23 protein-coding genes are annotated in these 25,775 nt (G+C 63.4%); 8 read left to right on the top strand and 15 right to left on the bottom strand.

What is annotated here, in order from left to right:
* The first annotated feature begins 11 nt into the window (after positions 1-11).
* The gene (locus OKA05_RS05345; RefSeq protein WP_264486076.1) at positions 12-932 is read left to right on the top strand and encodes a YncE family protein; all 921 of its coding nucleotides are present in this window, start codon (positions 12-14) and stop codon (positions 930-932) included.
* Here OKA05_RS05345 and OKA05_RS05350 read toward each other — a convergent pair.
* Together OKA05_RS05350 and OKA05_RS05355 are read right to left on the bottom strand one after the other, a co-directional pair.
* On the bottom strand, positions 909-2,963 hold the full coding sequence (locus OKA05_RS05350) for a glycosyltransferase (RefSeq protein WP_264486077.1): 2,055 nt from the start codon (positions 2,961-2,963) through the stop codon (positions 909-911). The genes OKA05_RS05345 and OKA05_RS05350 overlap by 24 nt on opposite strands.
* A gap of 124 nt (positions 2,964-3,087) precedes the next feature.
* A complete protein-coding gene (locus OKA05_RS05355; RefSeq protein ID WP_264486078.1) occupies positions 3,088-4,215 on the bottom strand; it encodes an acyl-CoA desaturase in 1,128 nt (375 codons plus the stop codon).
* 284 nt (positions 4,216-4,499) lie between these two features.
* On the opposite strand from OKA05_RS05355, the gene OKA05_RS05360 reads away from it, so the two are divergent.
* The 3 genes from OKA05_RS05360 to OKA05_RS05370 all read left to right on the top strand — a co-directional run bounded on the left by OKA05_RS05360 (position 4,500) and on the right by OKA05_RS05370 (position 7,449).
* On the top strand, positions 4,500-4,943 hold the full coding sequence (locus OKA05_RS05360) for an RNA recognition motif domain-containing protein (protein WP_264486079.1): 444 nt from the start codon (positions 4,500-4,502) through the stop codon (positions 4,941-4,943).
* A 365-nt stretch (positions 4,944-5,308) separates the two neighbouring features.
* Complete coding sequence (locus OKA05_RS05365) at positions 5,309-6,661, top strand: MATE family efflux transporter (protein WP_264486080.1); 1,353 nt, start codon at positions 5,309-5,311, stop codon at positions 6,659-6,661.
* A complete protein-coding gene (locus OKA05_RS05370) occupies positions 6,658-7,449 on the top strand; it encodes a hypothetical protein (protein WP_264486081.1) in 792 nt (263 codons plus the stop codon). The genes OKA05_RS05365 and OKA05_RS05370 overlap by 4 nt, the downstream gene beginning before the upstream one ends.
* Positions 7,450-7,456: 7 nt before the next feature.
* On the opposite strand, the gene OKA05_RS05375 is transcribed toward OKA05_RS05370, so the two are convergent.
* Positions 7,457-8,338: a LysR family transcriptional regulator gene (locus tag OKA05_RS05375; RefSeq protein WP_264486082.1), complete on the bottom strand. Its 882-nt coding sequence runs from the start codon at positions 8,336-8,338 to the stop codon at positions 7,457-7,459.
* Between the two features lie 98 nt (positions 8,339-8,436).
* Here OKA05_RS05375 and OKA05_RS05380 point away from each other — a divergent pair, with 98 nt between their 5' ends.
* A complete protein-coding gene (locus OKA05_RS05380; protein WP_264486083.1) occupies positions 8,437-9,933 on the top strand; it encodes a catalase in 1,497 nt (498 codons plus the stop codon).
* An 88-nt stretch (positions 9,934-10,021) separates the two neighbouring features.
* Positions 10,022-10,537, top strand: a complete 516-nt coding sequence (locus tag OKA05_RS05385; RefSeq protein ID WP_264486084.1) for an ankyrin repeat domain-containing protein — start codon at positions 10,022-10,024, stop codon at positions 10,535-10,537.
* 9 nt (positions 10,538-10,546) lie between these two features.
* On the opposite strand, the gene OKA05_RS05390 is transcribed toward OKA05_RS05385, so the two are convergent.
* From OKA05_RS05390 to OKA05_RS05400, 3 genes are all read right to left on the bottom strand, one after another.
* Positions 10,547-12,526: a hypothetical protein gene (locus OKA05_RS05390; RefSeq protein ID WP_264486085.1), complete on the bottom strand. Its 1,980-nt coding sequence runs from the start codon at positions 12,524-12,526 to the stop codon at positions 10,547-10,549.
* A gap of 125 nt (positions 12,527-12,651) precedes the next feature.
* Positions 12,652-13,935, bottom strand: coding sequence for a hypothetical protein (locus tag OKA05_RS05395; protein ID WP_264486086.1), 1,284 nt, complete (start codon positions 13,933-13,935; stop codon positions 12,652-12,654).
* Positions 13,936-14,255: 320 nt separating this feature from the next.
* Entirely contained in the window at positions 14,256-15,032 is a 777-nt protein-coding gene (locus tag OKA05_RS05400) for a carbohydrate-binding family 9-like protein (protein WP_264486087.1), read from the bottom strand.
* Positions 15,033-15,259: 227 nt separating this feature from the next.
* Between OKA05_RS05400 and OKA05_RS05405 the strand changes: the two genes are divergently transcribed.
* Complete coding sequence (locus tag OKA05_RS05405; protein ID WP_264486088.1) at positions 15,260-16,102, top strand: endonuclease/exonuclease/phosphatase family protein; 843 nt, start codon at positions 15,260-15,262, stop codon at positions 16,100-16,102.
* 12 nt (positions 16,103-16,114) lie between these two features.
* On the opposite strand, the gene OKA05_RS05410 is transcribed toward OKA05_RS05405, so the two are convergent.
* Genes OKA05_RS05410 through OKA05_RS05420 form a run of 3 tightly spaced genes read right to left on the bottom strand, consistent with a single transcriptional unit; the run spans position 16,115 to position 18,185 of the window.
* A complete protein-coding gene (locus OKA05_RS05410; RefSeq protein WP_264486089.1) occupies positions 16,115-16,642 on the bottom strand; it encodes a glutathione peroxidase in 528 nt (175 codons plus the stop codon).
* 34 nt (positions 16,643-16,676) lie between these two features.
* Complete coding sequence (gene alr, locus OKA05_RS05415) at positions 16,677-17,774, bottom strand: alanine racemase (protein WP_264486090.1); 1,098 nt, start codon at positions 17,772-17,774, stop codon at positions 16,677-16,679.
* Between the two features lie 45 nt (positions 17,775-17,819).
* A complete protein-coding gene (locus OKA05_RS05420) occupies positions 17,820-18,185 on the bottom strand; it encodes a hypothetical protein (protein WP_264486091.1) in 366 nt (121 codons plus the stop codon).
* Between the two features lie 184 nt (positions 18,186-18,369).
* On the opposite strand from OKA05_RS05420, the gene OKA05_RS05425 reads away from it, so the two are divergent.
* Positions 18,370-18,723: a hypothetical protein gene (locus tag OKA05_RS05425; protein WP_264486092.1), complete on the top strand. Its 354-nt coding sequence runs from the start codon at positions 18,370-18,372 to the stop codon at positions 18,721-18,723.
* Positions 18,724-18,759: 36 nt separating this feature from the next.
* On the opposite strand, the gene OKA05_RS05430 is transcribed toward OKA05_RS05425, so the two are convergent.
* The 6 genes from OKA05_RS05430 to OKA05_RS05455 all read right to left on the bottom strand — a co-directional run bounded on the left by OKA05_RS05430 (position 18,760) and on the right by OKA05_RS05455 (position 25,664).
* Complete coding sequence (locus OKA05_RS05430) at positions 18,760-19,128, bottom strand: hypothetical protein (RefSeq protein WP_264486093.1); 369 nt, start codon at positions 19,126-19,128, stop codon at positions 18,760-18,762.
* Positions 19,125-20,618 (bottom strand): tryptophan 7-halogenase, encoded by a 1,494-nt coding sequence (locus OKA05_RS05435; RefSeq protein ID WP_264486094.1) that lies wholly within the window; start codon positions 20,616-20,618, stop codon positions 19,125-19,127. The genes OKA05_RS05430 and OKA05_RS05435 overlap by 4 nt, the downstream gene beginning before the upstream one ends.
* Positions 20,619-20,636: 18 nt before the next feature.
* Positions 20,637-22,157 (bottom strand): FAD-dependent oxidoreductase, encoded by a 1,521-nt coding sequence (locus OKA05_RS05440; protein ID WP_264486095.1) that lies wholly within the window; start codon positions 22,155-22,157, stop codon positions 20,637-20,639.
* A 63-nt stretch (positions 22,158-22,220) separates the two neighbouring features.
* Positions 22,221-22,907, bottom strand: a complete 687-nt coding sequence (locus tag OKA05_RS05445; protein ID WP_264486096.1) for an RNA polymerase sigma factor — start codon at positions 22,905-22,907, stop codon at positions 22,221-22,223.
* Positions 22,908-22,911: 4 nt separating this feature from the next.
* Complete coding sequence (locus OKA05_RS05450) at positions 22,912-25,263, bottom strand: serine/threonine-protein kinase (protein WP_264486097.1); 2,352 nt, start codon at positions 25,261-25,263, stop codon at positions 22,912-22,914.
* Between the two features lie 53 nt (positions 25,264-25,316).
* Complete coding sequence (locus OKA05_RS05455) at positions 25,317-25,664, bottom strand: VOC family protein (RefSeq protein WP_264486098.1); 348 nt, start codon at positions 25,662-25,664, stop codon at positions 25,317-25,319.
* Between the last annotated feature and the right edge of the window lie 111 nt (positions 25,665-25,775).

Below are 25,775 nucleotides of genomic sequence, written 5' to 3' on the forward strand. Positions count from 1 at the left end.
AGATTGAAAACATGAGGATGCTTCCATGGATCGCCGTTGTCGCCTGTACTGGCATCAGTCCGCTATCGGCCGGCAGCGCGGCCTTTTTGCCGGATGGCCGGATTTTGTATGCGGAGGACGCAGTTCTTCAAATCGTGACGCCGGGATCCGAGGCACCCGCGACGTTGCTGACCTATCCCGAAGGCTTTGCCCCGACGAATGCCTCGGTGGCGAGAGCCGGGGAGGAAATCATCGTGGCCGGAGAAGAGGGCGCGATGGCGTGGAAGCCGGGTGCGCCGACGGAGCAGGCATGGCGGAAGGTATGGACGCCGCCTGAGGGAGAATCGCTGGAGGACGTCGCCGTGGATCCGAAGTCCGGGATGGCGGTTTTTGTTACCTCGACCGAGGAAGGTACCGCATCGTGGTGGGCCATGGCGAGTAGGGAAGGGAAACCGGGGAAGGTATACAACCGCCGTGCCAACGGAGCGGAGAACCCGGTCTTCGATGCCGCGGGAAACCTCTACTTCACGCTCCATGGGGATGTCTGGAAAGGCGGAGTCGAAGTAGGCGACTCGGAGGAGGTTCCCTTTGTCCTGACGGGTACCCGGATCTGGCCTTTGGCCGAACTCGAGACAGGGCCCGGAAACAGCTCGGGCACGGGAGCGAATGGCATCTTGCCCCTGAAGGATCACTTGGTCGTCGAGCGCAGCCGCTTGGGAGGCAGCGGCTGGGGACAAATCGTGCGGGTTCCCAATGCGGATGCATTCGAAGCCGGTTCGCCGCTCAAGTGGGACGAACTTGAGGAATCCTCGTCGCGATGCCATGTGGCGTTGTCGCCGGATGGTGGCCGCGCGTTGATTTACATCCGCGACGCGGCACGGTGGTTCGAAGTCGATCCGGCGAAGGGCGAGATCACGCCGTTGCCAAAGTCAGTGCCGCCCAAAGGGGAGTAGCCTCGCATCGCCCCACACCCGCACCAGCGTCCGCTTGCCAATGCCGTCGCCGCGCTCGGTGGCAAGTAGCAGGCGCGTGCCGTCTTTCTCCACGTCCCAGGCATCGCTTTCTCCGCCCGCTTTCCAGCCCGCGGTGAGCAGCTGCTGGAGGAAGTCGTCGCGCGTTTCTCCATCCGGCGACCAGATCGGGAATTCCGTGTCCGGCCGGGGAGCGGGGCGGTGATGATTCGTGGAGCGGCCCGTCCAGTGCTGGCAGCGGTACCACGAGCGCAGCCGCGGTTGCAGCCACTCCAGCAGGTTGAGCCGCTGGTGACTGATGAAATCGTCGAAGCGGGCATCGAGCGGGCGCAGCGGTTGCATGCGATCGGTCACGCCCTGGTAGCCGGCCTGTCCCATGCGACCGAAGTAGATGATCGAGCCTTCGACGGCGCGCACGGGTCCGCCGGAGTAAACAAAGCCGTCCCACTTCGCATCGCCGGCCGCGGTGAAGCGCTGCGGGTGCTTCGCGATGAGCAGGGCTTCCGCCTTGCCGTAGCCGATCTGCTGGCGGAGGAAGCCGCGCAGTGAAGGCCTGCGGTGGTGCCAGACGAAGGCGGTCGGCGCGAATCCGAGACGGTAGCCCTTGTCGCGCAGTCGCCAGCAGAAGTCCACGTCGTCACCGGCGGTGGTGAATTGCGGATCGAAGCCGCCGATGTCGAAGTACGCCGTCCGTAGTACTGAAATATTGCACCCGGGCAGGTGCTCGGCCTCGGCATCGTCGAGCATCACGTGGCTCGGGGCACCGGACGCGGCGGTGACGATCGCTTCGGCGTCCGTCTGCGGGCGTGGCGGGAGATTCGGGCCGCCGGCAGCATCCCAGCCCTTGGCAAAGGCGCCGGCCAGGCCGGCCAGCCAGCCTTCGTCCGCCTCGCAGTCGTCATCGGTGTAGGCGAGGATTTCTCCCGTGGCGGCCTCGGCACCTGCATTGCGAGCGGCGCTCAGGCCGCCGGGCTCCAGCGTCAGCAAGCGCACCTTGGGGAAACGGGCGGCGACGAGCTCCGTTGTGCCATCGGTCGACCCGTCATCCACGACGATGATCTCGTGCGCCGGCAAGGTCTGCTTCTCCAAGGCCGCCACGCAAGCAGCGATCCGCGAGGCGCCATTGCGGGTACAGACAATGACCGAGAATCTGCCATCTACCATCTGCCATCCATGATCTCTCCACGCTCCCCGCACCGCGGCGAGCGCCGGCTTCTCGCGGCTCTCGCGGTCGATCAGGCCGAAGTCCCAATCGAGCACCTCGATGCCCGCATTCCACCAGCGGTCGCTCCAGGCATAGACCGTCATGCCGGCCATGCCTTCCTCGCGGGCGATGCGGATGGCCCAGGCGAGAATCTCGGCCTGCTTCGCTGTGCCATTGCGCTGCGAATCGAGCCCGAACTCCGAGATCAGCACCGGTCGGTCGCCGGCGATGTGGTGCAGCCGCCGCAGGTAGCTGCGGAAGGCGGTCTCGCTCTCGAGATAGACGTTGAAGGCGGTGAAGTCGGCATTCTCCGGTTCGAGGTACTCGGTGCTCGGGTAGTTGCCGTAGCACCATAGCAGGTCCGGCCGGAGCTCCTTCCCGAGCGCGATCAGTCCTTCGAGCGCCTGGCGGACTTGCACCGGCCCCATCCAGCGGACGAGGTCGGCGGGCACCTCATTGGCGACGAATACCCCGGCCAGCGCGCGATGGCCTTCCAAGGCGCGCAGGCTTTCCGCCAGCGAGACCTGGGCGGCGGAAAGGACGCGATCGTCCTTGAGGAAATCGACTGCCTGCGGCCAGCGCAGGCCGCCGAAGACGCGAAGGCCGTGCGCCAGGGCGGCATCCAGCAAGCGCCGGTCCGGCATTTCGTAGAGCCGCAGGGCATTGAATCCGGCCGCGACGATCCTTTCGAAATCGGCCGCGAAGTCGTCCGGCCAGCCGCCGGGGAACGGACCGTAGGTCACCGCCCGGACGTCGAAGCGCCTTCCCCCGGACCGGAAGAATTTGCCATCAACACTCAGCGGCTCCATCGGGGGCAAACCCTAGGGAGCGGTCTGGAACTTCCAAGCCCCAACCATGCCCGAGGGCACGCGGCCGCCATGAAACGAAAAAGGCCGCCCGGAATCCCGGACGGCCTTTTTGGAAAAGATCGGCTCAAGCTCCGGCGCTGACCATGCGGCCGCGGCGGATCTCGGAGAGGTGCTGGAGCATCTCGCGGGTCTCCTTGCTCCAGCGGCGCAGCGCATTGCGGGAGAGGTCCACGCGGTCGGCCATCGCCTTTTCAAGCTCGTGGTAGTTGGCGCTCAGACGCTCGATCAGGGCGTTCATGGCCTCGAGGGCCTTGTCGCGAAGCGGGTGGTCGCCCTCGGCTTGCAGGCGCTCCAGCTCCTGGTTCGCGCGGCGGCGGGCTTCGGCCATCTCGGCGAGCAGCACCTTTGTGGCGGGCACGCGGCGAAGCTCGCTGGTCAGGCCGATTTTCGAGAGTCCCCAGATCGCCCACTTGGTGGGGTCGAAGTTCCACGGCTTCACGCCATTGCGGTAGTCGTGTTGGAACTCGTGGTGATAATTGTGGTAGCCCTCGCCGAAGGTGACGAGCGACATCACGAAGCTGTCACGGGCGCTGCAGCGGGTGGAATAAGGCTGGCGGCCGATGGTGTGGCAGAGCGAATTGATGAAGAAGGTGCACTGCTGGACGCAGAAGACGCGCAGCACGCCGACGATCAGGAAGCCGGCGAGGGCTCCGATGGCTCCACCGGCAAAGAAGTAACCGATCACGGCGGGAAGCAGGAGACCGACGACCAGGGCGATCAGCTTGTCCCAGCGGTGCTGCCACATGACCAGCTTGTCCTTGCGGAGGTCATTGACGTTATCGAGCGGCGGCTCGGGCAGGGTCTTGAAGAGGATCCAGCCGACGTGGGCCCAGAAGAAGCCCTTAGAGATGTCGTATGGATCGTCGTCGTGGTCGGTGTGCTTGTGGTGGCGGCGGTGGTCGGAGCACCAGTTCAGCGCCGAGTTTTCAAAGGCACAGGCACCGAAGACCAGGGTGAAGAGTTTCACCGGCCACTTGGCCTTGAACGAGAGGTGCGAGAACAAGCGGTGGTAGCCGAGCGTGATGCTCATGCCAGTCGCGATGCAGTAGAAGGCAAAGAGGCTCCACAGGAGAGGCCCGCCATCGTAGTGCCACAGGAAGATGGGCGCCGCGACAATCGCAAGCAGGGTGATAGTGCCGAGGAACCCGGTGTTGATCCAATCAACACGCCCGGAGGGAATGCTCAATTTCATGAAGTTCTATGCCCGTAGGGGCGAGGACCGATAGCCCACTTTTCAGGCCCGGTCAATGTCGCAACAGGTACTTTTGCCCGATTGCTTGGAATCTCAAAGGATTCTTTTTGAAATTCTAAGCTTGTGATTTGCCCTTAAGTGGTCAGCATAACCCCGCGCTCGCCACCTGGCAGATTCAAGGCATGGAGGGTCATCAGACGGGTGGTTGCATTCGGTGGTGATCTGAAACCCGGTTCGTCGGGGACAGTCGAAGAGAAGTAGGATTTCGGGCCAATTGACTAGCAATGAGTAAGATGTATGTGGGGAACCTCCCCTTTTCCGCCAGCGAAGATGACCTGCGCGAAGCCTTCGGCCAATTCGGTGAAGTGACTGATGTCGCCTTGATGATGGACCGTGAAACCGGCCGCCCGCGCGGCTTTGCCTTCATTACGATGGGCAGCAAGGAAGCAATGGATGCCGCGATCAAGGGCCTGGATGGCCAAGACCTCGGCGGCCGCAATCTGACCGTGAATGAAGCCCGCCCGCGCGAAGAGCGCTCTGGTGGCGGTGGTGGCTACGGCGGCGGCGGTGGCGAACGTCGCGGTGGCGGCGGCGGTGGTGGCTACGGCGAACGCCGTGGTGGTGGCGGCGGCGGTGGCGGCAAGGGCGGCTACGGCGGCGGCGGTGGTGGCGGTGGTGGCAAGGGCGGCTACGGTGGTGGCGGCGGCGGCGGTGGCCGTCGCTGGTAATACCCAGCCCCGGCAACACCCGGATTTTTTCCCAAGGCGGACCTCCTCGCGGAGGCCCGCCTTTTTCGTTAAGAGAGCGGTGGCATTCTTCATGGCCGCGATGACCTCCAGATTGAATGGAACGAAAGGTGGAGTGACGGAATCGAATCGATCGGCAAGTTTGACAGCCCGCCAGCCTACCGCTACCCCTGTGCCCGAACCTATGGAGAAGTTTCGCATGCCTGCCGCCATTGACGACATTGCTGTCGTCTGCGGGGACATGTCGTGATGGATCGGAAATAACGCGATCGCCGCCTGTCCCCGCCCGCTTGGCTCCCGCCAGCGGGCTTTTTGTTTCTCCACGCTCAAGCCTTTTCCGATTCTCCATGACCCCGTCTCTGCTCCTTGCCGAAAGCCGCACCACCATCCGGCTGGCGATCCCGCTCATCATCGGCCACCTCGGCCAGATGCTCATCGGCCTTTCCGATACGCTGATGCTCGGGTGGCTCGGCGTCACCCAGCTCGCCGCCTCGTCCTTCGCGAACACGATCATTTACCTGCCGATGATGCTCGGCATCGGCATGTCGATGGCCGTGTCGATCCGCGTCTCGCAGGCCCGTGGCGCGAATGAACCCGCCGCCGCCCGCGCGGCCTTGCGTCACGGCATCTATATCACCTTTGGCCTCGGCCTGTTCACGGTCGCGCTGGCCTTCGCGCTGCTGCCCTTCCTGCATCTCTTCAAGCAGGACCCGCGGGTGGTGGCCATCGCGCCGACCTTCTTCGTGCTGATCGCGGTTTCGATGATCCCGGCGATGGTCTCGATGGCGGTGAAGAATCACGCCGATGCGATGAACCGTCCCTGGCCGGTCTTCTGGATCTCGCTGGGCGCGGTGTTCCTCGATATCTTCCTGAACTGGGTGATGATCTTCGGCAAGCTCGGGATGCCCGCCTTGGGCCTGGAGGGTGCCGCGATTTCCACGATCATCTCGCGCACCGCCTCGCTGGCTGGCATGATCTGGTGGTGCCTGCGCGACCCGGGCATCCGGGAATGGGTGCCACAGCGGTGGTTCCGCGCTCCGGACTGGGTTGCAGTGAAAAGCCTGCTCCGCACCGGCTTCCCCGCCAGCATGCAATTGCTCGCGGAAGTCAGCGCCTTCGTGATGGCCACCTTCATCATCGGCAATATGGGCCAGGCAGCGCTGGCCTCGCACCAGGTGGCGATCACTTGCGCGGCGACCATTTTCATGGTGCCGCTCGGGATCTCGATGGCTCTGACGGTACGCATCGGCGAGGCCTTCGGCGCGAAGAACTACGGCGTGATGCGCACCATCGTGACCAGCGGCTGGGCGATGGGCGTGGCCTTCACCGTGCTCAGCGCGACAAGCTTCGTGCTCTTCAACCGCGAGCTCGCCGGCGCTTTCATCAAGGGCGACCCATCCGGCGAGGTTCTCGAAGCGGCGGCCGCGCTGCTCATCGTGGCAGCCGCCTTCCAATTTTGCGATGCTATGCAGATCATCTCGGCAGGAGCGTTGCGCGGCTTGGACGATGTCCACACGCCCGCATGGATCGCCTTCTGGGCCTATTGGGTGGTCTCGATCCCACTCGGCTGGGTGCTCGCGCATCCGCTCAAATTCGGGGTCACCGGCATGTGGTGGGGCATCACCGCGGGGCTCACGATGACTGCGGTCCTGTTAGGCATACGGGTCTGGCGGAGAACCGCGGCGGGAGTCGTCCATTGACGCTGACTCCAAACAAGCTATCCTGCGGGTGTTGTGAGTCCGGAAAAAAAAGCAGCGACGCCGGTTTCCAAGCCGGTGCAGCCGATTCGCTTGAGGCCTTCCTCGAGCGACTACGCGAGCTTTGTGTGGATCACGGCACATGTGATGGAGACACCCGGCTTGGTGAGATCAAAAACCAAGCCAGATGTGCGCATGCTCTTGCTCGCGAACTTGGGATCCTGAAGCGCTCGGACGATCCGTGGGAGAGGCTGGATGTCTTTCGAGGTTCCGAGCATTTGGTCGAGCTGGACTCGATCAGCAAGCGGGCGGTCAAATTGACCATCCCTCCAGGCTTTGGCTTGATGCCCCTCCTGACATATCTTCCAGTCGTCGACCTTCGGTCGGAGAAACAAAGCTCACGGACCGCCGTCGAATTCTTTCCAGCAACGCCGATCGAATACCTCGAACGCTGGCAAGCAGCCAACGAGGTTTTCGGTGACGACGTCCGGCTCGCATCCGTCATCGAGTGGCCCGATGGCGGAATCTCCTTCTGTCTCACCCAGCCCCAATATCACGGCGCGCCTGCGGAACCCCGCGATATTGACGCCTTCTTTCTCAACAACGGCTGGACTCGTCTGAAAGACCCCTCGGGCCACGTTGTCTATTTCAACTACGCCTTGGGAATCATGGCAATCGATGCCGAGCGCAGAAACTGCTACCTCACCAATGGTGAACTCCAGCCCTTTGACGTGATCCTCTGCCGGCCGGACGAGGACATGGAGAGGTTCTTGGGGATCTACCCGTCATGAGTGATCATCACGGCGATAACAGCTTCAGCAACTCGGCCGCTGCCGGGGTGTCCTTGCTGCCTCGTCGTTTCATGAGTGCGATCACGCGGTGCAGGCCCTTGCCGGCAAAGGGACGTAGCACGATGCCGTCCAGCGCGCGGTTCCGGGTCGCGAGCTTGGGGATCACGGTGACGCCGAGGCCGGCGGCGACCATTGAGAGCGCGGTGCCGAGTTGGTCGCACTGGAGGCCGGGGTCGGGCTCGCGGATCTTGCACAGGCGCAGCGTGCGGTCGGAGAGACAGTGGCCGCCTTTCAGGTGGATCAGCTCGTTTGCCTTTAGGTCGGATGGAGTGGGAGCGGCTCTTCTCTCTGCGAGTGGATGATTGTTAGGAGCTGCAAGTAGCAGCGGTTCACGAAAGAGCTCGCGCACTTGTAGCGACCACTTCTGCCGGTCGTGCTCGGGCACGTCACTCAGCACGGCGAATTCGATGCGACCTTCCACGAGCTGCGCGATCAGCTCCTCGGTACGCGATTCGGAAATGGCGATGGTGATGCCCGGGAAGCGTTCCCGGAAAGGTCCCAGCCATTGCGGCAGGAGGTAGGGCGCGATCGTCGGGATGATCCCGAACGAGACCCTGCCATGGCGCAGCTCACGCCGGTCGGCGAAGGCGTCGCGCAGCTTGTCCCGCTCGGCCAGCAGCCGCTGGGCGTGCTCCAGGACCGTGCGACCGGCGAGGGTGGGCTCGACGCCGCGGGCGCGTCGGATCAGGAGCGCTTCACCGATCTCTTCTTCCAGCGCCTGGATCTGCTGGCTGATCGCTGGCTGGGAAAGATGGCGCTTCGCGGCGGCAGCGGTCAGCGAGCCGGATTCGATGACGCTGACGAGAAGCTCGAGCTGGCGAAGTTCCATCGAGCTATAAGAATTTCGAATAGGTCCGTTTTCAACCGGCGATTTCACAAATTGCTCGTAATTCGGCAGCATCAGTTCCGCAACCCGATTTCACGACCATGGCGAAACCCCAGATGACCACCACCGGTGGCAACCCGATTGCCGACAACCAGAACTCCCTGTCCGCCGGCCCGCGCGGCCCGCTGCTGCTCCAGGACTACCAGCTCATCGAAAAGCTCGCCCACCAGAATCGCGAGCGCATCCCGGAGCGCGTGGTGCATGCGAAGGGCTCCGGTGCCTTCGGCACGCTGACGATCACCCATGACATCACGAAATACACCAAGGCAGCCGTCTTCTCGCCGGGTAAGAAGACCGACATGCTGCTCCGCTTTTCCACGGTCGCCGGTGAACGCGGAGCCGCGGATGCCGAGCGCGACGTGCGCGGCTGGGCGCTGAAGTTTTACACCGAGGAAGGCAACTGGGATCTGGTCGGCAACAACACCCCGGTCTTCTTCGTCCGCGACCCGCTCAAGTTTCCCGACTTCATCCATACCCAGAAGCGCCACCCGCGCACCAACATGCGCAGCGCCACCGCGATGTGGGACTTCTGGTCGCTGTCGCCGGAGTCGCTGCACCAGGTCACCATCCTGATGTCCGACCGCGGCCTGCCGCTGAGCTATCGCCATACGAATGGCTACGGCTCGCACACCTACTCGCTCATCAATGCCGCCGGCGAACGCTTCTGGGTGAAGTTCCACTTCAAGACCCGCCAGGGCATCAAGACGATGACCAACCGCGAAGGCGAGCAGGTCATCGCGAAGGACCGCGAGTCCTCGCAGAAGGATCTCTACGAAGCGATCGAGCGCGGCGACTTCCCGCAGTGGGACATGCAGATCCAGATCATGGCGGAGGAAGACGCGGAGAAGTGCCCGTTCAATCCCTTCGATCTAACCAAGGTCTGGCCGCATGCCGACTACCCGGTGATCCCGGTGGGCGTGCTTGAGCTGAATCGAAATCCGGAGAACTACTTCCAGGAGATCGAGCAGTCGGCCTTCTCGCCGTCGAACATCGTCCCCGGCATCAGCTTCTCGCCGGACAAGATGTTGCAAGCCCGCATCTTCTCCTACGCGGATGCCCACCGTTATCGCGTCGGCACCTGGTATGAGGCGCTGCCGGTCAACCGCCCGAAGAGCGCGGTGAACCACTACCACCTCGATGGTTCGATGAATGCCGGCTACAGCACGTCATCGAGCGCCTACTATGAACCTAATAGTTTCAACGGCCCCGCGGAAGACGATCGCTTCGCCGAGCCGCCGCTGAAGATCTCGGGCGATGCCGACCGCTGGAACCACCGGGATGGCAATGACGACTACACGCAGCCGGGAAACCTCTTCCGCCTGATGAGTCCATCGCAGCAGCAGGCGCTCTTCAACAACATCTCCGAAGCGATGCAAGGCGTGCCGCAGGAAATCATCGATCGCCAGCTCGTCCATTTTGACAAGGCGGATCCCGCTTACGGGGCCGGTGTCCGCGCGGCGCTGAAGGCGCATGCCGGCGGGGTCACCAACAACATCTCCGTCCAGGAAGAACCGCAGGCCGAGCCGGCCGGCGTCTGAGAAAAAATCGCTCGCGATGGAGTCGGGCCGCAGCACCGGGGAGGGATCTGTAGCCGGGCTCCATCGCCAATCTTTAAAGCACGTCACCATGGTCACCGAATCCGAACAACAGCGCTATGCCGAGCTCCAGCAGATGGCGCTCGATGCCGCCCGCCAGGGCGACGCGGAAATGCTGCGCCCGATGCTTGAGGCCGGCATGCCGGTGGAACTCAAGGACGGCAAGGGCAACACCCTGCTCATGCTCGCTGCCTACCACGGCAATGCCGGAACCGTCGCGCTCCTGTTAGAGAAAGGTGCCGAGCCCGACGTTCGCAACGACCGCGACCAGACGCCGCTCGCCGGAGTGGCCTTCAAGGGTCATCTCGATGTTGCCCGCGTCTTGCTGAAAGCCGGTGCCGACCCGCTCGCCGATCAAGGTGGAGGCAAGACCCCGGTGATGTTCGCCGCGATGTTCGGTCATCCGGAAATGGTGGCGCTTCTTGAAAGGTCCGCGACTCCATCAGGCAAGCGCAAGGCTTGGCTCGGCTGGCTGGCCCGCCTCATGGCGATTCCGCGTGCGCTCTTCTTCCGCCGGCCGCTGCGACCATTCGTGGTGGGGCACTAAGGCTGGAGATCAACGTGAAGTCACCGTCCAGCGCGCGAAGACGCGGGTCTTCTGGTCAGTCGCCACGACAAACCGGTGGTAGTTTCCACTGCCTGAATCCGGAACGGCCGTCCAACTGCCCGGCGCCATGGAAGGGCTCCACTCGACCCCATAAATCAGGTCCTCCTGGCCCTCTGGGTGGGTGAACTCGAAGACCATCCCTTCGGCGCTCGTTCCCGGCTTCGGAAGGCCGGCGACATCGCCGCGATTCGGATCGAGGGCGAAGGCATATTCGATCAAGTTGCTGAGGCCGTCGCCATCGGGGTCCTGGTCATCCGCCGAGATCGCCGTGCTGGCTTGGGCTCCGAACGAGACATCTTGCCAGGTTCTCCGGGTGAATGCAGTCCGGAAGGTGCCGGTGGAGACGCGGGTGCCTTCCTTGTTGGTTGCGGTGATGCGATAGTGATAAAGAGTGCCGGCGTTGAGTCCCGATAGCTCCAAAGGAACATCCTGGAAGCGTGCAATGAACTCTCCGCCCGCCAGCACTACAGGCTTGGTGGAGCCGTAGGATTCCGTGGGTCCATATTCGAATTTGGCGGAGGACCCGAGGCCATTCGGGTTCACTCCCACCGCCACCCTTACACCGGTGGTGGAGACCTTGCTCACCACGGCAGGCGCGATCGACGGCGCCATAGTGTTGAAGCAATAGAGTTCCTTGCCGGTAGCCGGGTTGTGGATACCAAACATGAGCTTCCCGTTGACCGTACGCGGATAGGCCTCGCTGCCGAAGCCTGACGATCCCATGAAAAGATCGGCGACCATGCGGGTTCCCCCGGCCGTGCCGTCACTCTGCCAAAGTTGGCCCACCAGGGAGGAGCACAAGTAGAAGTCCTTGTCACCGCTGGATAAGAACTTCACCGATGTTCCGGTGATGCCGGGTTTCAGGAGCTGGGTCCCTGCCACCGTGCCATCCGACTTCCAAATCCCGGTCGTGCCGTCCCGGAGTTTTGGGGCGAAGTAGAGGTGGTCCCCCTTCGTATGGAAGCTGCCGTAGAAGCCGTCAGCGAGCGGGAGCAAGGGGAAGGTGCCCTCCGCACTTCCATCGCTGCGCCAGAGTGCCCATGAAGATGGATCGTCGCTGGCTTGAGCCGAGAAGTAGACGAGATTCTCGCTCGCAATCATCCCAGACGGACCTCGATTCGTGATGTCTGCATTGATGTCCTCAACTATGGAGGTCCCCTCAGGGGTTCCGTCGCTGGTCCAGAGTTCCCTTCCGTGGGTCGCGTCCTTGAAACAAAAGAAGAGGCGGTTCCCCGCCACGACGGGCGCAGAATCGGCCTTCGATACCAGCCGGGTTCCGGCCATCGTGCCGTCGGTGCGCCAGAGTTCCGTGGTATCGCGGAAGGCGTAGAAATAGAAAGTACCGCCGAGGGCGACACCCGAGTAGAGACTGGCCCTTCCGCCAGGATTGATCGCCGTCACTTTCACCGTACCGCCGGGAGTGCCATCGCTCTTCCAGAGATCTCCGTTCAGCTGGCGCTCCGCATCCGCCGTGAAGTAAAGGGTGTTGCCGACCGTTCCCATGAGCTGGGGATAGGAGGAGCTGTCGGTTCCGGTCACGATATCCTTGAGCATGAGGGTGCCGGCGGGGGTGCCGTCGGTTCGCCAGATTTCGTTCCCATGCGTCAGGTCGTGGCCGGTGAAGAAGGTGAAATTTCCGGCGGTCATGAAATAGCGGGGATTGCCCCCGTGAGCCCCGCTGCAGAGGTCCTTGATCATGACGGTGCCGCCGGTGGTCCCATCACTTTTCCACAACTCCTTCCCTTGGCTTCCATTGTTCGCCCCGATGAAAAGGGTCTCGCTCGTGCCACCGAAGGAAGGTGTCCCACCGAGTTCCATGGACCCGGAGTTTCCGGGGCGGATATCTTTCACCAGTTCGGGGCCGGGAAGACCTGCCAGAAGCGGCGAGGCAATCAACGGAAAGAGGAGGGGGAACAGCTTGGGTTTCATCTTCGACAAAGATCTGTATGACGACATCACAATGTCAATACAGCATTGTCTTTGTAAATACCGAAACCCGCACGCTCGCGAAAAAGTCACGAATTATTGGAAATCGCGACGTAAAGTCCCGAAAATTACTCCGCGCGCTCTAGCGTGTAGCGAAGCTGCTCTCCCAACTTTCCGGGAACAGCGGCTTCTCTCAAGGTTCCGAAGAGTTCGTTTTTCTTAACCGGGGAGAGTTTAATGTAGGAGCGGATTTCGCGGCGACGCCAGTTCTCAAGGGCTTCCAACACATCATCTCGCAGACCCGGGTCGGTCGCCCGGGTGAGGAGAAATTCCAGCCCCTGCCATTTGCTGAACAGCGGCGCGAGCCGGACGAAGTAGGCCTGCTGATCGGCGCCAAGTTTGGAGATAGAGCTTGGGTTCGTCACCAGATGCAAGCCGAGCAGGGGAAGGATACTCCTCAGACGTTGCCGAGCCGCCTTGGCGGGACCCGGTTGGTTTGAGGCCAAATCTTGAAGGAGAAAATCGAGGTGGCTGCCCAGTGTTTCGGCATCGAGGCATTCGATGGCTGCCTTTCTCACAGCACCCACCTCGGACGTCAGTCTGGCGAGTGCCTCCTGATGGCCTATCTTTGGCGAGACCTCGGCGAGACCGCGCAACGCCCATGGCTCGAGGGAGGCATCGTTGAGGGCCTGCTCGTAGTAGGCCGCAAAGTCCATCGGTGAAAGGCGCGCGAGATGGAAGCGGGCGAAATGCCGGAGGCTACGGCTGGGGCTGGTCAGCGTGGCCGTCAGTTCCGCGACCGCAGCCTCGGGTTCACACTCGATCCGGTGGTCCAGCCAGTGCCTGCGAACGGGCACCGCACGTGAACGCGCGATGGCTTGAATGGCTTCGTTGCGTTCCGCGTCGTTGAGGCGAGGAAGCACTCCTTTCAAATACCACATCATTGCGGCGCGATCGTTGCTTCCGAACAGCGCTCGCCGGACTTCCGGCCCGGGTGTCCGGTCCACTTTCTTGAGAAGCTCGAGATAGATCTTCCTATCCTCCCCGCGTGAATGCCGCCACGCCCGGAGCCACGCCGCTTCATCAAAGTTCATCGCCAACCGCTCAAACCATCCCTCGATCTGTTTCCGGCTGCACCCACGCCCGCATTTCCTCAAACGCGCGGTCAAGGGGGCGAGAGTGATCCTTTCGTTCGGATCAAGGCGGTCCAATGCCGCGGACAAGCGCTCCGCCGCACGATTGTGAACCGGTCCCGCCCAGTCGTTCACCCTCACTAACAACAGGCTGACTTTGGCTGCAGCAGGAAGTACCGGTGAGAGCTTCAAGGCATGCTCCCTCACGTTCCCCCGGGGATGGCAAAGGGCGACGATCACCATCGCAGGGTCCGCGGACAGCTTATCCGGGACCAGCATGGGGACAGGATACTTCCAGTGAAGGCGGATCGACTCGTCGATCCTGGGCCAAGCATGCGGCGCGAGCCGGGTGGCCAGATGAAGGACCAGCGGAGCGAGGGATTCCCGGAGCTCGCCTTCGGCGTTCCAGAGTCTGACGCAGAGCTGAGCGAGTGCTTCCTCCGGCATCACTTCCATCAGGCAGGCACAGGCCGCGCGGATCGCGGATTCTTGGTGCGTGTCCCGTTGCCAGAATCTCCAGCGGGGAGCAGAGTCCGCCGTGGTCCCGCAGAGGAAATCGAAGGCTTCGCGATGGAGTTCATTCATGGCTTCCGCTCCCATCACTTCACGAAAACCAGCCGGCCCCATTGCTCGGGCACGTGCATGTTGATCACGCCCTGCGGGCTCCAGACCCAGTTGTCCTCGGGGTGATCGCCGTCAGGGATCTTCGCGCCGTGCGCCGGCACGCGGACATACTTGCCGTCCTTCACGAGGTGCTTCCACTGCACGCGGGAGAAATTGATCCGCCACGTGTCGCCGGATTTCGGCGGAGAAGGGAGCTTGCCGGTATGTCTCGCGAGGTCTTTCCACGGCAGGAAGATCTCCACGGACCAGCCGGTGTCGGTGTCGGAAGCATTGTTGAGCGTGCCATCGATCTTCACGGCACTCTTGAGGCCGGGGAGGTTGGTGCCGTGGACCGCGTTGCCGCCCTTGGAGTAGGGCTTGTCGAGCGTGAGCTCCCAGATGGTGCCGAGCGCGTTGATCTCGAACTCGTAGTAGTTGAGCGTGTCGCCATCGGGATCGAGGAAGATCTCGAAGTCGTTGTCGTGGAAGATGATTGCGTTCTTCTCCGTCAGCGTGCCCCAGACGTGCGGCTCTTCCATCTCCGCGGCGACGTGCAGGCCGTCCGCGGTCCACAGCATCTTGGCTCGGGTGCGGAAGCGCGGTGCCGGCTGATCCTTGCCACGGATGTCGGTGAAGTCGCTGGTCCAGGCGATCTTCTCCCAAGCGGCGTCCGAAAGGTCGCCGTCGATCTTCGGCGCCGTTTCAGCAAACCGGCATTCGTAGGTGAGCGGCTCCGCGGCGGCGAGGAGAGGGAGACAGAGCAGGAAACGCATGACGACATCTGGCGAAAGGCTGGATGTGGCGGCAATCCCAATGTGGTACGCACTCTCCGTGTGCGGCCGAAGTGATCTTGGCAGCGGTGAAGAATTGCGTGGAGTGAGCGGGTCGATACGGGTGGCCACGAGGTCTCCGGCACCGACAGAACTGCTTCAGCCGCACCCGGAGAGTGCGGACCACATTCCCGCGGTTGCGCCGTCCGCTGGAATTGCCACACTCGGTCATGACCTTGAAAGCCTTTGCGAGCGTGGCGGTCGGACTTCTGGCGCTCGGTGTGGCGGAAGCCAAGCCGTTGCGGGTGCTCACCTACAACCTCCGCTACATCACTTCCGGCGACAAGGGCGACCGCGCGTGGACGGCCCGTCGCGATCAAGCCGCCGAACTGATCAAGCACGACGCGGCCGATATCGTGGGCATCCAGGAAGGCCTGCCGCAAATGATGAACGACCTCGCCGACCGGCTCTCGGGCTACGCGGTGATCGGCGTTGGCCGTGAGGACGGCATCGACCAGGGCGAGTATGCCGCCATCCTGGTGAAGGCGGATCGTTTCCGCGTCCAGGAGAGCGGCACCTTCTGGCTCTCCGACACGCCGGAGATCTGCAACTCCTGCACCTGGGGCAATACCGTCACGCGCATCTGCACCTGGGCGAAGCTCTACGACCGCGAGACCAAGAAGACCTTCCACTTCTTCAACACCCACCTCGACCACGCCTCGCCGGATGCGCGGCAGAAGGGAACGGAACTCATCCTCTCACGCATCGCCGCACGCAAGGCGACCGGGCCGGTCATTCTAACAGGCGACTTCAACGCGCCGGAAAATGACCCGCTCCATGCCGCCATCAAGGAGGCCGGCTTTGGCGACGTGTGGCGTTCGCTGAACGCCAACACGCCGCCGGAGGAATCGGGAACCTTCAATCAATTCACCGGCGTGAAGAACGGCTCCCGGATCGACTACATCTACGCGACGCCGGAATTGAAAGGATCGGAGTCGGGGATCATCCGCAGCTCGAAGAACGGAGTATATCCCTCCGATCACTTTCCCATCCGGGCGACGCTGGAGATGTGAGAGCGCTTTCTGTCACTCCAGCGCCTTCTCGATGGCGCCGGTCACCTCGGGGCTGTCAGGCGTGGTTTTCGGCTCGAAGCGGGCGAGTGGTTTGCCGTCCTTGCCGATGAGAAACTTGCCGAAGTTCCACGTCACGTCGCCGGGGAAGGCGCCTTCCTTGCCGGTCAGCGCGGTGTAGAGCGGGTGCTGCTCCGCGCCCTTCACGTGGACCTTCTCCATCAGCGGGAAGCTGACCTCGTACTCCGCCTTGCAGAATTTCTCGATCTCCTTCTCCGTGCCGGGTTCCTGGTTGCCGAAGTCATTGCAGGGAAAACCGAGCACCACGAAGTCCTTGCTACGATACTTGTCGTAGATCGCCTCGAGCGCCGTGTACTGCTTCGTGAGGCCGCACTTCGAGGCGGTGTTCACGACCAGCACCACCTTGCCCTTGTAGTCGGCGAGGGACTTGTCCTTGCCATCGATGGTCTTGAACGGGATGGCAGCCAGATCCGCCGCGGCGGCGGTGGCAACAACGACAAGTGAAACGAGGAGCGATCTCATGGTGCCGCCAGCATCCGTCGGCGGAGGCGATGGCTCAACGATAAACCCGCACCACCCGCGGGGTGATGCCGGTGAGGATCTCCCAGCAGATGGTCCCGGCCTTCGCCGCCACCTCGTCCACGCGGATGTTCGGGCCGAACATTTCCACCTCATCGCCCTCGGCCACGTCGCTGCCGGTCACGTCGATCATGAGCTGGTCCATGGTCACGCGGCCCAGCATCGGGAAGCGTTCTCCTCGGATGAAAGCTTCCGCCCCGTTTCCTGAAACGGCGCGCGGGTAGCCATCGCCGTAGCCGATGCCGACGGTGGCGACGCGGGTGGGCTTGGTGGTCACGAAGGCGCGACCATACGACACGCCGTGACCGGCCGGCAGCGTGCGGACCAGGGTGACGCGCGATTTCAGGCTCATCACGTTCCGCAGTTTCTCCTCATGGCCCGGCAGCGGCGAGATGCCATAGAGCATCAGCCCCGGGCGGGCGAGATTGCAGCATTCGCGGTCGTAGCCGAGCAGGCCCGCGCTATTGGAAAGATGCCGCCAGCGGAACCGCTCCGGCCCGCCGAGCGAATCGATGATGCCGACGTAGCGGGCGATCTGGGAGCGCGTGAATTCCTCGTCCTCATCGGCGGATGGCAGGTGCGAGCCGATGCCTTCGATTTCCAAGTTCGGCAGCTTCTCAAGCTCCATCAGGATCTCCGGCAAACCCTCCGCGACGAAACCGCCACGACCCATCCCGCTGTCCACGGCCAGATGGACCTTCAAGCGACTGCCATGGGCTCGCGCCAAGGCGTCGAACTCGCGCGCTTCATCCAGCGAGGAAAGACAGGGCGTCCAGCCGCGGCCGACAATCTCCGCACGCTCTTGCGACCAGGTGGCGCCGAGCAAATAGATCCGCGTGGTCACGCCCGCATCGGCGATGCGGCGGGCCTCACCGACATTGGCGACGCCGAAAAACTCGATGTCCTCCGCGGCAAGGCTGCGCGCCACGTCTTCCAGCCCGTGACCGTAGGCCCCGGCCTTCACCACGGCCATCACGGCACAGCCGGCGACCTCGCGGGCGGTGCGGAGGTTGTGGCGCAGGGCGGAAAGATCGATCTCCGCCCAGGATCGAGGCGGCGAAGGCAGCGGGTTCACGCGGGCGAGGAAAGCGGGGGCTTTTGGTATGGGCAAGACTCGCCTTCAGAACATCGATTCAATCGAGATCACGGCGAAAAATCCAATGAAGGGCACCAGGATGAACTGGCAGATCAGAATGGTTACGGTAGCCAGCAGAAACCTTCGCATGCGGTTTTCCGCCTCATGCTTTGCAGCCAGGAGCCAGCCGCCGTAGCAGCAGCAGGCGATCACGAAAATTCCGAATGCAGACCACACCGCAAATCGGGGAACTGCGAGACCGCCAAACGTCAAGCCGTACTCGAAAGCATCCATTGCTGCTCCCGCCGTGAAACCAGGAACCACCACGCACAAGCCGATCAGGAAGGATTCGGAACGTTCGGATCCTGATGGCGGATGCGCGGGTTGATCCGGTTCAAGCGATGGCGACATGAGATAGGTGGAAGTCAAAGGTCGCCGGAAAGCGAGGGCGGACGAGCTGGGCAAGAGTAGCTGCGGAAACATTCAGCGTCTCTGACACCAGTCCATGATCTCCCTCCCCATCCGAGCAATTCGGAAAAATTTCACCCCAAACCGGGGACTTGATCCTACGGTCATATGACCGACTTTAACGGTCATGATCTCCACCGCGTTGCAGGACTTGTTTGGTGGAAAGGCGGCAGAGGCGGTGCTTCTTTCGATTTTCCATCATGGGGACGCCTACGGACGGGCAGTAGCACGGGATTTTGGGGTGTCACTGGATGGCGTCCAGCGGCAACTCGATCGCTTCGAGCGTGCCGGAGCGCTGGTCTGCAAGCATCAGGGGCGCACGCTGGTCTATAGTTGGGATCCAAAATCCCGGATGGCGGCGCGTCTTCGGGATCTCACGGGGGTGGTCTATGACGGCTTGGAGGCGGAGGTGAAGGAGCAGTTGTTCGCCGAACGGCGGCAACCCCGTGCCAAGGACAAGCCGGAGATCCGGCAGCGATAGGAAGCCATGCGGGTCGCTCCGACAACCGCGGCGCGATCACCGACCGAAGATCAAATAGACCACGAACCAGCCCATCATTGGAGCCACGAATATCTGCGCGAGGATGAAGAGCAGCGCGAGCTTCACCACCCGCCGTGCAAACCGTTCCTGGCCCGATTTGCCGGCATGGATGACGGCTGCGAATCCGGCGCAGCCGAGAAGCACCGTGGCAATCAGCCCCCAAAGGATGATCGAATACCAGACGGGTTCCGGGGGCCTGAAGAGGCTCCAGAACCATTGGAGGTAGGCGGTGAGGAATAGCCCGGTCGCGATGCCCGGCGTGACCCAGCAGAGCCACATCATGATGACCTCGCCGCGGGTGTAGGGCGCGGCGCGGCCGGGTGGCATCGGCTGGGGTTCGTTCACGGCAGCGGCACCCGCGGAGCCGGCTTCACGGCATTCCGCGCTGCGCCGAGGCAGAGTTCCGCATGCACGGCCTGGCGGGCCATCTGGCGACGTTGCTCGCAGTGGGAATCCCACACCTTTTGCTCCATGGCCGGGATTTCCGGATGGCTGCGGAAGGACACGCCGAGGCCTAACAGCGCTGCCAGCCATGCCTCGAGCCCGACGACGCCGGGCCATGCGGGCATTGCATTCGCCAAGAGAGGCGAGGGGCCGATGCTCTGGAAAAGGTCCACGAACTCGGCGAAATCTCCCGCCCCGGTTTCGCGAGCCGCCTTCCAAAAATCCGAGGTGCCCGCCGAGTTGAAACGGTAGTGGATGGCGTGGAAGTCGCGGGTCTCATCCCATGCCTGGGCGGCCACGTGGTTGTAGAGTTCGCGGCTGCGGTCGCCGGGCATGCCATCGTTCTCCACGAGGATGCGGACCAGCCACTGGACGTGGCGGATCAGGTGGACAAGCCGGAGCGACGACAGCGGTTCGGCGAAGCCATTCGCATCGCCCACCGCCACGACATTGCCGGTCCATGGGGCGGTGCGTCGCCCGCAATTCCACGTCTGCACCTGCGGGACCAGCGACGGGTCGCCGGCCTTGGCGACGAGTTCGGCGCAGGCCTGGTCGTCGCTGGTGAAATCCGGATTCCACGCGGTGCCGAGACCGACCGAGTCATCGTGCTCGACGCGCCAGCGCCAGCCGCTTTCGAGGGTTTCGAGCGTGGTGAAGGGGCGGATCGGCTCGCTGCCGCGGCGGCGCAGCACGGTGGCGGCGCGGGTGCAGGGCAGGTCGTAGCCGGTCCACGCGGTATTGCCGGCGAGCGTGGCGAGCAGCGCGTCGCTGCCAGTAGCATCGAGATAGAGGTCGGCGGTCAGAGATCCGCCGCCTTCAAGTTGAAGCGTGTCCGGATCGCGGGTGAAGCCGGTGATCTTGCCCTCGCGAATCATCACGCCGGCGACGCGGCAGGCGCGCAGCAGCATGCCATTAAGGGACTCGGTCTTGAAGGTGAGGCCGGTGATGTGTTCGAGCGGCTTGAAGGCATTCGTTCCATCGCGCGGGAAGAGTTTTCCCGCGGCCATCAGCGCGGCGCCCGGCGACGAGGCATCGAGGCCTTTCTCCGCGGCGAGGAATCCGGGCACCGTCTGGAATCCAGACAGGCCATTGGCGAAGGGCGCGTCAAAGGAGCGGAAGAACGAGCCGCTCGCACCCCACAGGCACTTGAAGCCGAGCGTCCACACCGGCCGCCCTTGCAGATGGACTTCCGGCCCCTGGAGGCCGACGCCGTGGACGAGGTGCTGAAGTACGGAAGGCACCGTACTTTCCCCGGCGGGATCGCCCGCGGCGGCCTGCGGATCGCGCACGAGGGTGACGGGCAAGTTGGGCAGCGCGCGCTTGATCGAGACAGCGGCAAGCAGCGCATCGGTGCCGGAGCCGGCGACCACGAGATTACGGAGAGGGTTCATGGGAAAATCGGGTTCTTTTCAGGTCCACTGCCAGCCGTTCTTGCGGATCGCATCGAGCGCATCGCGGACGGAGACGCCGCCCTTGGCCACGTTGGCGAGTTTCTGGCGCTGGCGGTCGAAGGCCTCGCGCTCCTCGGGGATGGCGAGGTGCACCCTTTGATAGGGCACCTGCATGCCGACGAGCATGGCGAGGAAACCTTCCACGCCATAGATGTTCGGGCGGTTCGGAATGGCGTGGACGAGCAACGTCGGGCTCGGGCCAACCTCGCGGTAGAGGCGGTAGAGTTCCTCGTAGTTGCCGAGGCTGGTTTCGTTCCGGCAGTGGTTCCAGAAGGGCGTCGAGAGGCGGGTGTTGAACTTGTAGTGGAAGGCGAGGAAGTCGCGGATCTCGTCCCACGCGATGCCGACGATGCGGTTGTAGCTCGTCTTCATCGCATCGTCCGGCTGGCCGCCGGTGAGATTCAGCGACTCGACCAGCCAGCGGCACTCGTAGATGATCTGGGCGAGTGCGGTGGCTTCCAGCGGCTCGACGAAACCGGAGGCATTGCCCACGGCCACGACGTTGCCGACCCAGTTCCGCTCGTAGCGGCCGCTGCGGAATTTCACCACGCGTGGCTCGGCAGTGATCTTCGGATTCTTGGCGAGCAGCTCGGCCTTCGCGTCGTCGTCGGAGACGAAATCGCTGCCATAGACGTAGCCGCGGTTGATGAAGGTCTCGTGCTCGATCTGCCAGCACCAGCCGTTGTCCATCGTCTCGGCGGTGGTGAAGGGCAGGATCGGCTCGTCGGTGCGGTCCCAACCGGCGATCACCGCGCGGTCGCAGAACAGGCCGCCGGCGAAGCTCTTGAAGGGCTCGTTGAGCGCCTTGCCGATCAGCTCGGCGCGGAAGCCCGAGGCATCGACGTAGAGATCGGCGGTGCGGCTGCCGCTGTTCTTGAAATGGAGCGCCGCGACCTCGCCGCCAGCCATTTCCACGCGGTCCAGCGTGTCGTCCTCGATCGTCACGCCGCTGCGCGCGGCGATCGCTTCGAGGCAGGTGACGAGCCGGTGGTTCTCGATGTGGAAGGCATACTGGCCCTTGATCACGGGGCGATTGAGCGGGCCGGTGGTGAAGGCTTTGCCCTGCAGCATCAGCGCGCCGGCCTGCGATAGGTCGCGGCAGTCGCCCACGGAGTAGAAGCCGGTCGCCTTGCGCGTGCCGGGGAACTGCTGGTCGTATTGGAACTCGAAGTCGTAGAAGAATTCGTCCCGCGGTCCCCACAGGAAGCGGATCCCTTGTTTCCACGTCGGCTGCGCTTCGCGGTAGAACTCCTCCTTGGAAATCCCGAGCGTGTCGAAGAGGTGCGAGGGAAACACCGCGGTGGTCCCTTCCCCCACGCCGATCACGCCGATCTCCGAGCTGCGCACCAGCGTGACTTCCAGCGCCGGCATCAGGCGCTTCAGCGTGAGCGCTGCGAGCAGACCGGCACTGCCGCCGCCAAGCACCAGCACGCGACGGATCGCCGGGGAACTTCCTTCCGATTCAGAAAATGAGACCATGGTCAGGGCACTATGCCAGCGAATGGCGGGCGGGGTGGCAAGGGGGAAGGTGAAGAACCACGGTTACCGCACCCACACCTCCACAAGGTGGCGGAATTCCCCCTCGACCTCCGCCGGCTCCACGGTGGCGGCGATTTCGTCGCGCACCCGTTGGCGGAAGCGCTGGCGCAGCCGGTGGATGGCGACCTTCAAGGCCGCCGGAGACAGCCCCAAGGCCAGCCCGGCCTCAGCCGCGTCACCCTGCATGCCGCCGTCGAGCCACGGCCGCAGCGTGTCGAAAGGCAGGCGCTTGCCGGATTTTTCCATCTCATCGCCGAGGGCCTCCAGCGCGCGGCGGATCAGGGCCAGCGCCCACGCCCGGTCGAATTCCTGCTCCCACTCGGCGGAAATCCCGCAGTCCGCGGCGTCATCGACGGCCACCATTTCCACGCCGCCGCCTCGTTTCGCGGCGGCTTCGCGCTGTCGCTGGTGGGAGAGGAAATGCTTCACGGCAGCCAGCAGGTAGCTGCGGAAGCGGCCCTTGCCGGGATCCGCGGCACCCAAGGTCTCGCGACCTAACAGATCCTCGAAGAAGCCATGGGCGAGGTCCTCGGCGCGGTGATCGTCCGCGCACCAGCGGCGGGTGAACTGCACCACGGGCTCATAGTAGATCTCACACAGTTCCGACAGCGCCACCCGCGCCTCGTCCCCGCGACCCTGGGCGCGGCGGACGAGGGTCCAGCGGGTGGAGTGAAATCCTGGGGAACTCATCGGGTTAATACTCGGACTTGAAGTAGGGACCGACGGCACGGCCCTTGAGGTAGTCGAGCTGACGCGCGATATCGGGGATCTTCCATTCGCCCTGCTCTATCTTCAAAGGCAGCGAGAAGCCCTCCCGCATGCGTGGCTTGGGCGGATACCTGTGGCTCCAGAAGGTCAGATCGACCTTGGCCGAGTCGGGAGAATCTCCTGTTTCCGGGGCCTTCCGGGTGCAGATGGCGAAGAACGGCATGAGCTCGAGAAGTCGGGCGCGGTGCTCTGCGCCCAGTTCGTCGGCTTGGAACGCCTTCAGGAAAGTCGGCGCGTTCCGGAGCGCCGCGGCTCTGATCAGGGTATCGACGGTTCCCTCCGGTGATCCGAAATTCTCTTCATGAAGGGGCAGCTCCGGAAGTGGCGGCCGGCCTTCCAGTGACGGCGGAAGGATCGATGGCGTCGGCCATTTCGGGAAGTTGTGGAGAATCACCGTGGCGATGGTCCCCAACGCGAGACTGATGACGAAGGCCCGCCTCCCCGCAAAGATCATGAGGAACGAGCCGATACCGAGGAAGACCACCAGCGCGATCGAGAAGGTCCTCTCGGTGGTCAGGTGGACTTGATTCACCTCGTTGGCGTGGACTCCGTCGCCCGCGGGTTCGATGCGGATGCGGGAGGGCAAGAGCGCGAGGAGCCGTTGTTCATAAGAGGCGATGTGTTTCATCGCTCGCTCGCCCCACCACCGGCCGTGGCCGGTGAAGCCAATGCTTACGGAATCGGGGCGGTATGGAGGAAACTCGACCTGGTAAAACCCGGCGTATTCCCCAGCGGCTTGGATGGCTGCTTCCTTTGCCAATGTGGCATCTTCCTCGCTGAGCATTCCGTAGCCCTTGGCTTCGCGGAGCTGGAAGGACGCACTGTAGTATTTGGAAAGCGGGTCGAGCTGCGCCTTGAAGTGTTTGCCGATGACCAGGCTGACGAGAAGTGCGCCGGTGCCGGCAACGGGAGCCCAGCGCTTGAAATGACGGAGATAGGACGGCTTTCCGGGCGCGGGGAGGTTGACAGGTTTCCAAAGGAGCTTTCCGACGATCACCGCGAGGGCGAATGGAATCAGGATCCACAATAGCGGCCACGGCTGTTGCGAGTAGATGACATCGGTGAAGCCCCGGACCAGGGGAACGATGACAAGCAGCCAGAGCATCCCGATCACCACGGGAAAGAAGGCGACGGCGAGCAGCAGCTTGCGGCGGGTCGTTTGATAGCGGCCGGTCCTCATCCCAATCAGCAGCCACCAGCACCCGAGCAGGCCGAAGATCCCGGCCACGGTTCCGAGGCCGAGGATGACGGGACTGGTCGCGAAGCCGACCGCCGCGGTGATCAATCCCCCGCCGAGCAGGCCGAGCGACCATAGGGTCAGGCGCTCCTGCGAGTGCTCCGGGGCGAGCTTGGCGGGTGTAGGCGGCTTCGGTTTTTGAGACGATGCGTCATTGAGCCCGGACCGCACGGCATCGGCGCTCTGGTAGCGGCGCTCGCGTTCTTTCTCGAGGGCGCGCAGGACGACATCATCGATGCCCACCGAAGCGGTGCTTTTCTCACTGGGCAGCGGAAAGCGCCCGAGCGGCAGACCGCCGGTGAGCATCTCGTAGAAGACGACGCCAAGGCTGTAGATGTCCGCCCGGTGGTCGATCTCGCTGCCGCCTTCGATCTGCTCGGGAGCCATGTAGGCGGCGGAGCCGAGGGCGGAACCGGTGGCGGTCAGCGTGAGATGACTGGGGCCTTCGCTGAGCAATTGCGCGATGCCGAAGTCGACGATTCTCACCCGGCCGCGGGTGTCGATGAGGATGTTCTCCGGCTTGATGTCGCGGTGCAGCACGCCGTGGTCGTGGGCGAATTGGAGCGCGGCACACAGGTCGGGGACGAGCGCGAGCGCCTGCTCCGGCGTGAATCGCGCCGCTCGCATCGCCTGGCGGAGATTCACGCCATCGACGTACTCCATCAGCAGATAGCAGAAGTCGCCGCGCTGACCGTAGTCGTGGATGCCGACGATGTGCGGATGGCTCAGCTTCGCGAGCGTCAGGGCTTCCCTAGAGAATCGCTCGGCGAAGCCGGGATCGGCACTGAGTTCGGGCGCGAGAATCTTCAGTGCGATTAGCCGGTCGAGGTGCGGCTGGCGGGCCTTGTAAACGATTCCCATGCCACCGCGGCCGATGCATTCGAGCACTTCGAGCTCGGGAAAGGCGGCTTGGATCTCCTCCAGCGGCGGCACCCCGGCGGGTGCGCCTTCTTCGCGCGCACCCATCAGCACGCACACCGGACACAGCGGGGCATCGGGCGGCAGCGGACGATGGCAGGTAGGGCAAGTTTTCTCAGTCACATCCTTTCCTGACGATTCCAAGGCTGCCGGTTACACCCTGCCCGCGATTTCTGCTAGTGGCGTCGCTGCGTCATCATGAATTCGTTCCCCTCGGGATCGACGCACATCGCGAGGTGCAGCGTGTCTTCGGGCGTGTCATTCGGCTCGGAAGCCAACGTGCCGCCGCATTCTAACAGCCGGGCAATGCCCTCGCGCAGGTCGTCGAGCTGGAAGGAAAGGCCGGTCCACGTCCGCTTGCCCTCGCCGCCGCCGTGGACACCAATCGTGGCCCCGGCGATCACGATCTCGCTCCACACCTCGGACTCGAAGCTGACGACCCCCTCGAAAAGCTCGCGGTAGAAACGCAGGCAACGCTGCCAGTCGGCGGCCCAGAGGACGTACTTCACTTTTTCCACGCGCATGATGCCCAGTTCGCCCGCAGGCGATGCATTCGGCAATCCTGATCTTGCATCATTCCCGCCGAGTGACAATTTCCGCGAAGTCAAGTCATTGAAAGCGAGTCCTTTTGCCCC

Origin of the sequence: Luteolibacter arcticus, from assembly GCF_025950235.1 — a bacterium.
GTDB classification, from domain to species: Bacteria; Verrucomicrobiota; Verrucomicrobiia; order Verrucomicrobiales; family Akkermansiaceae; genus Haloferula; species Haloferula arctica.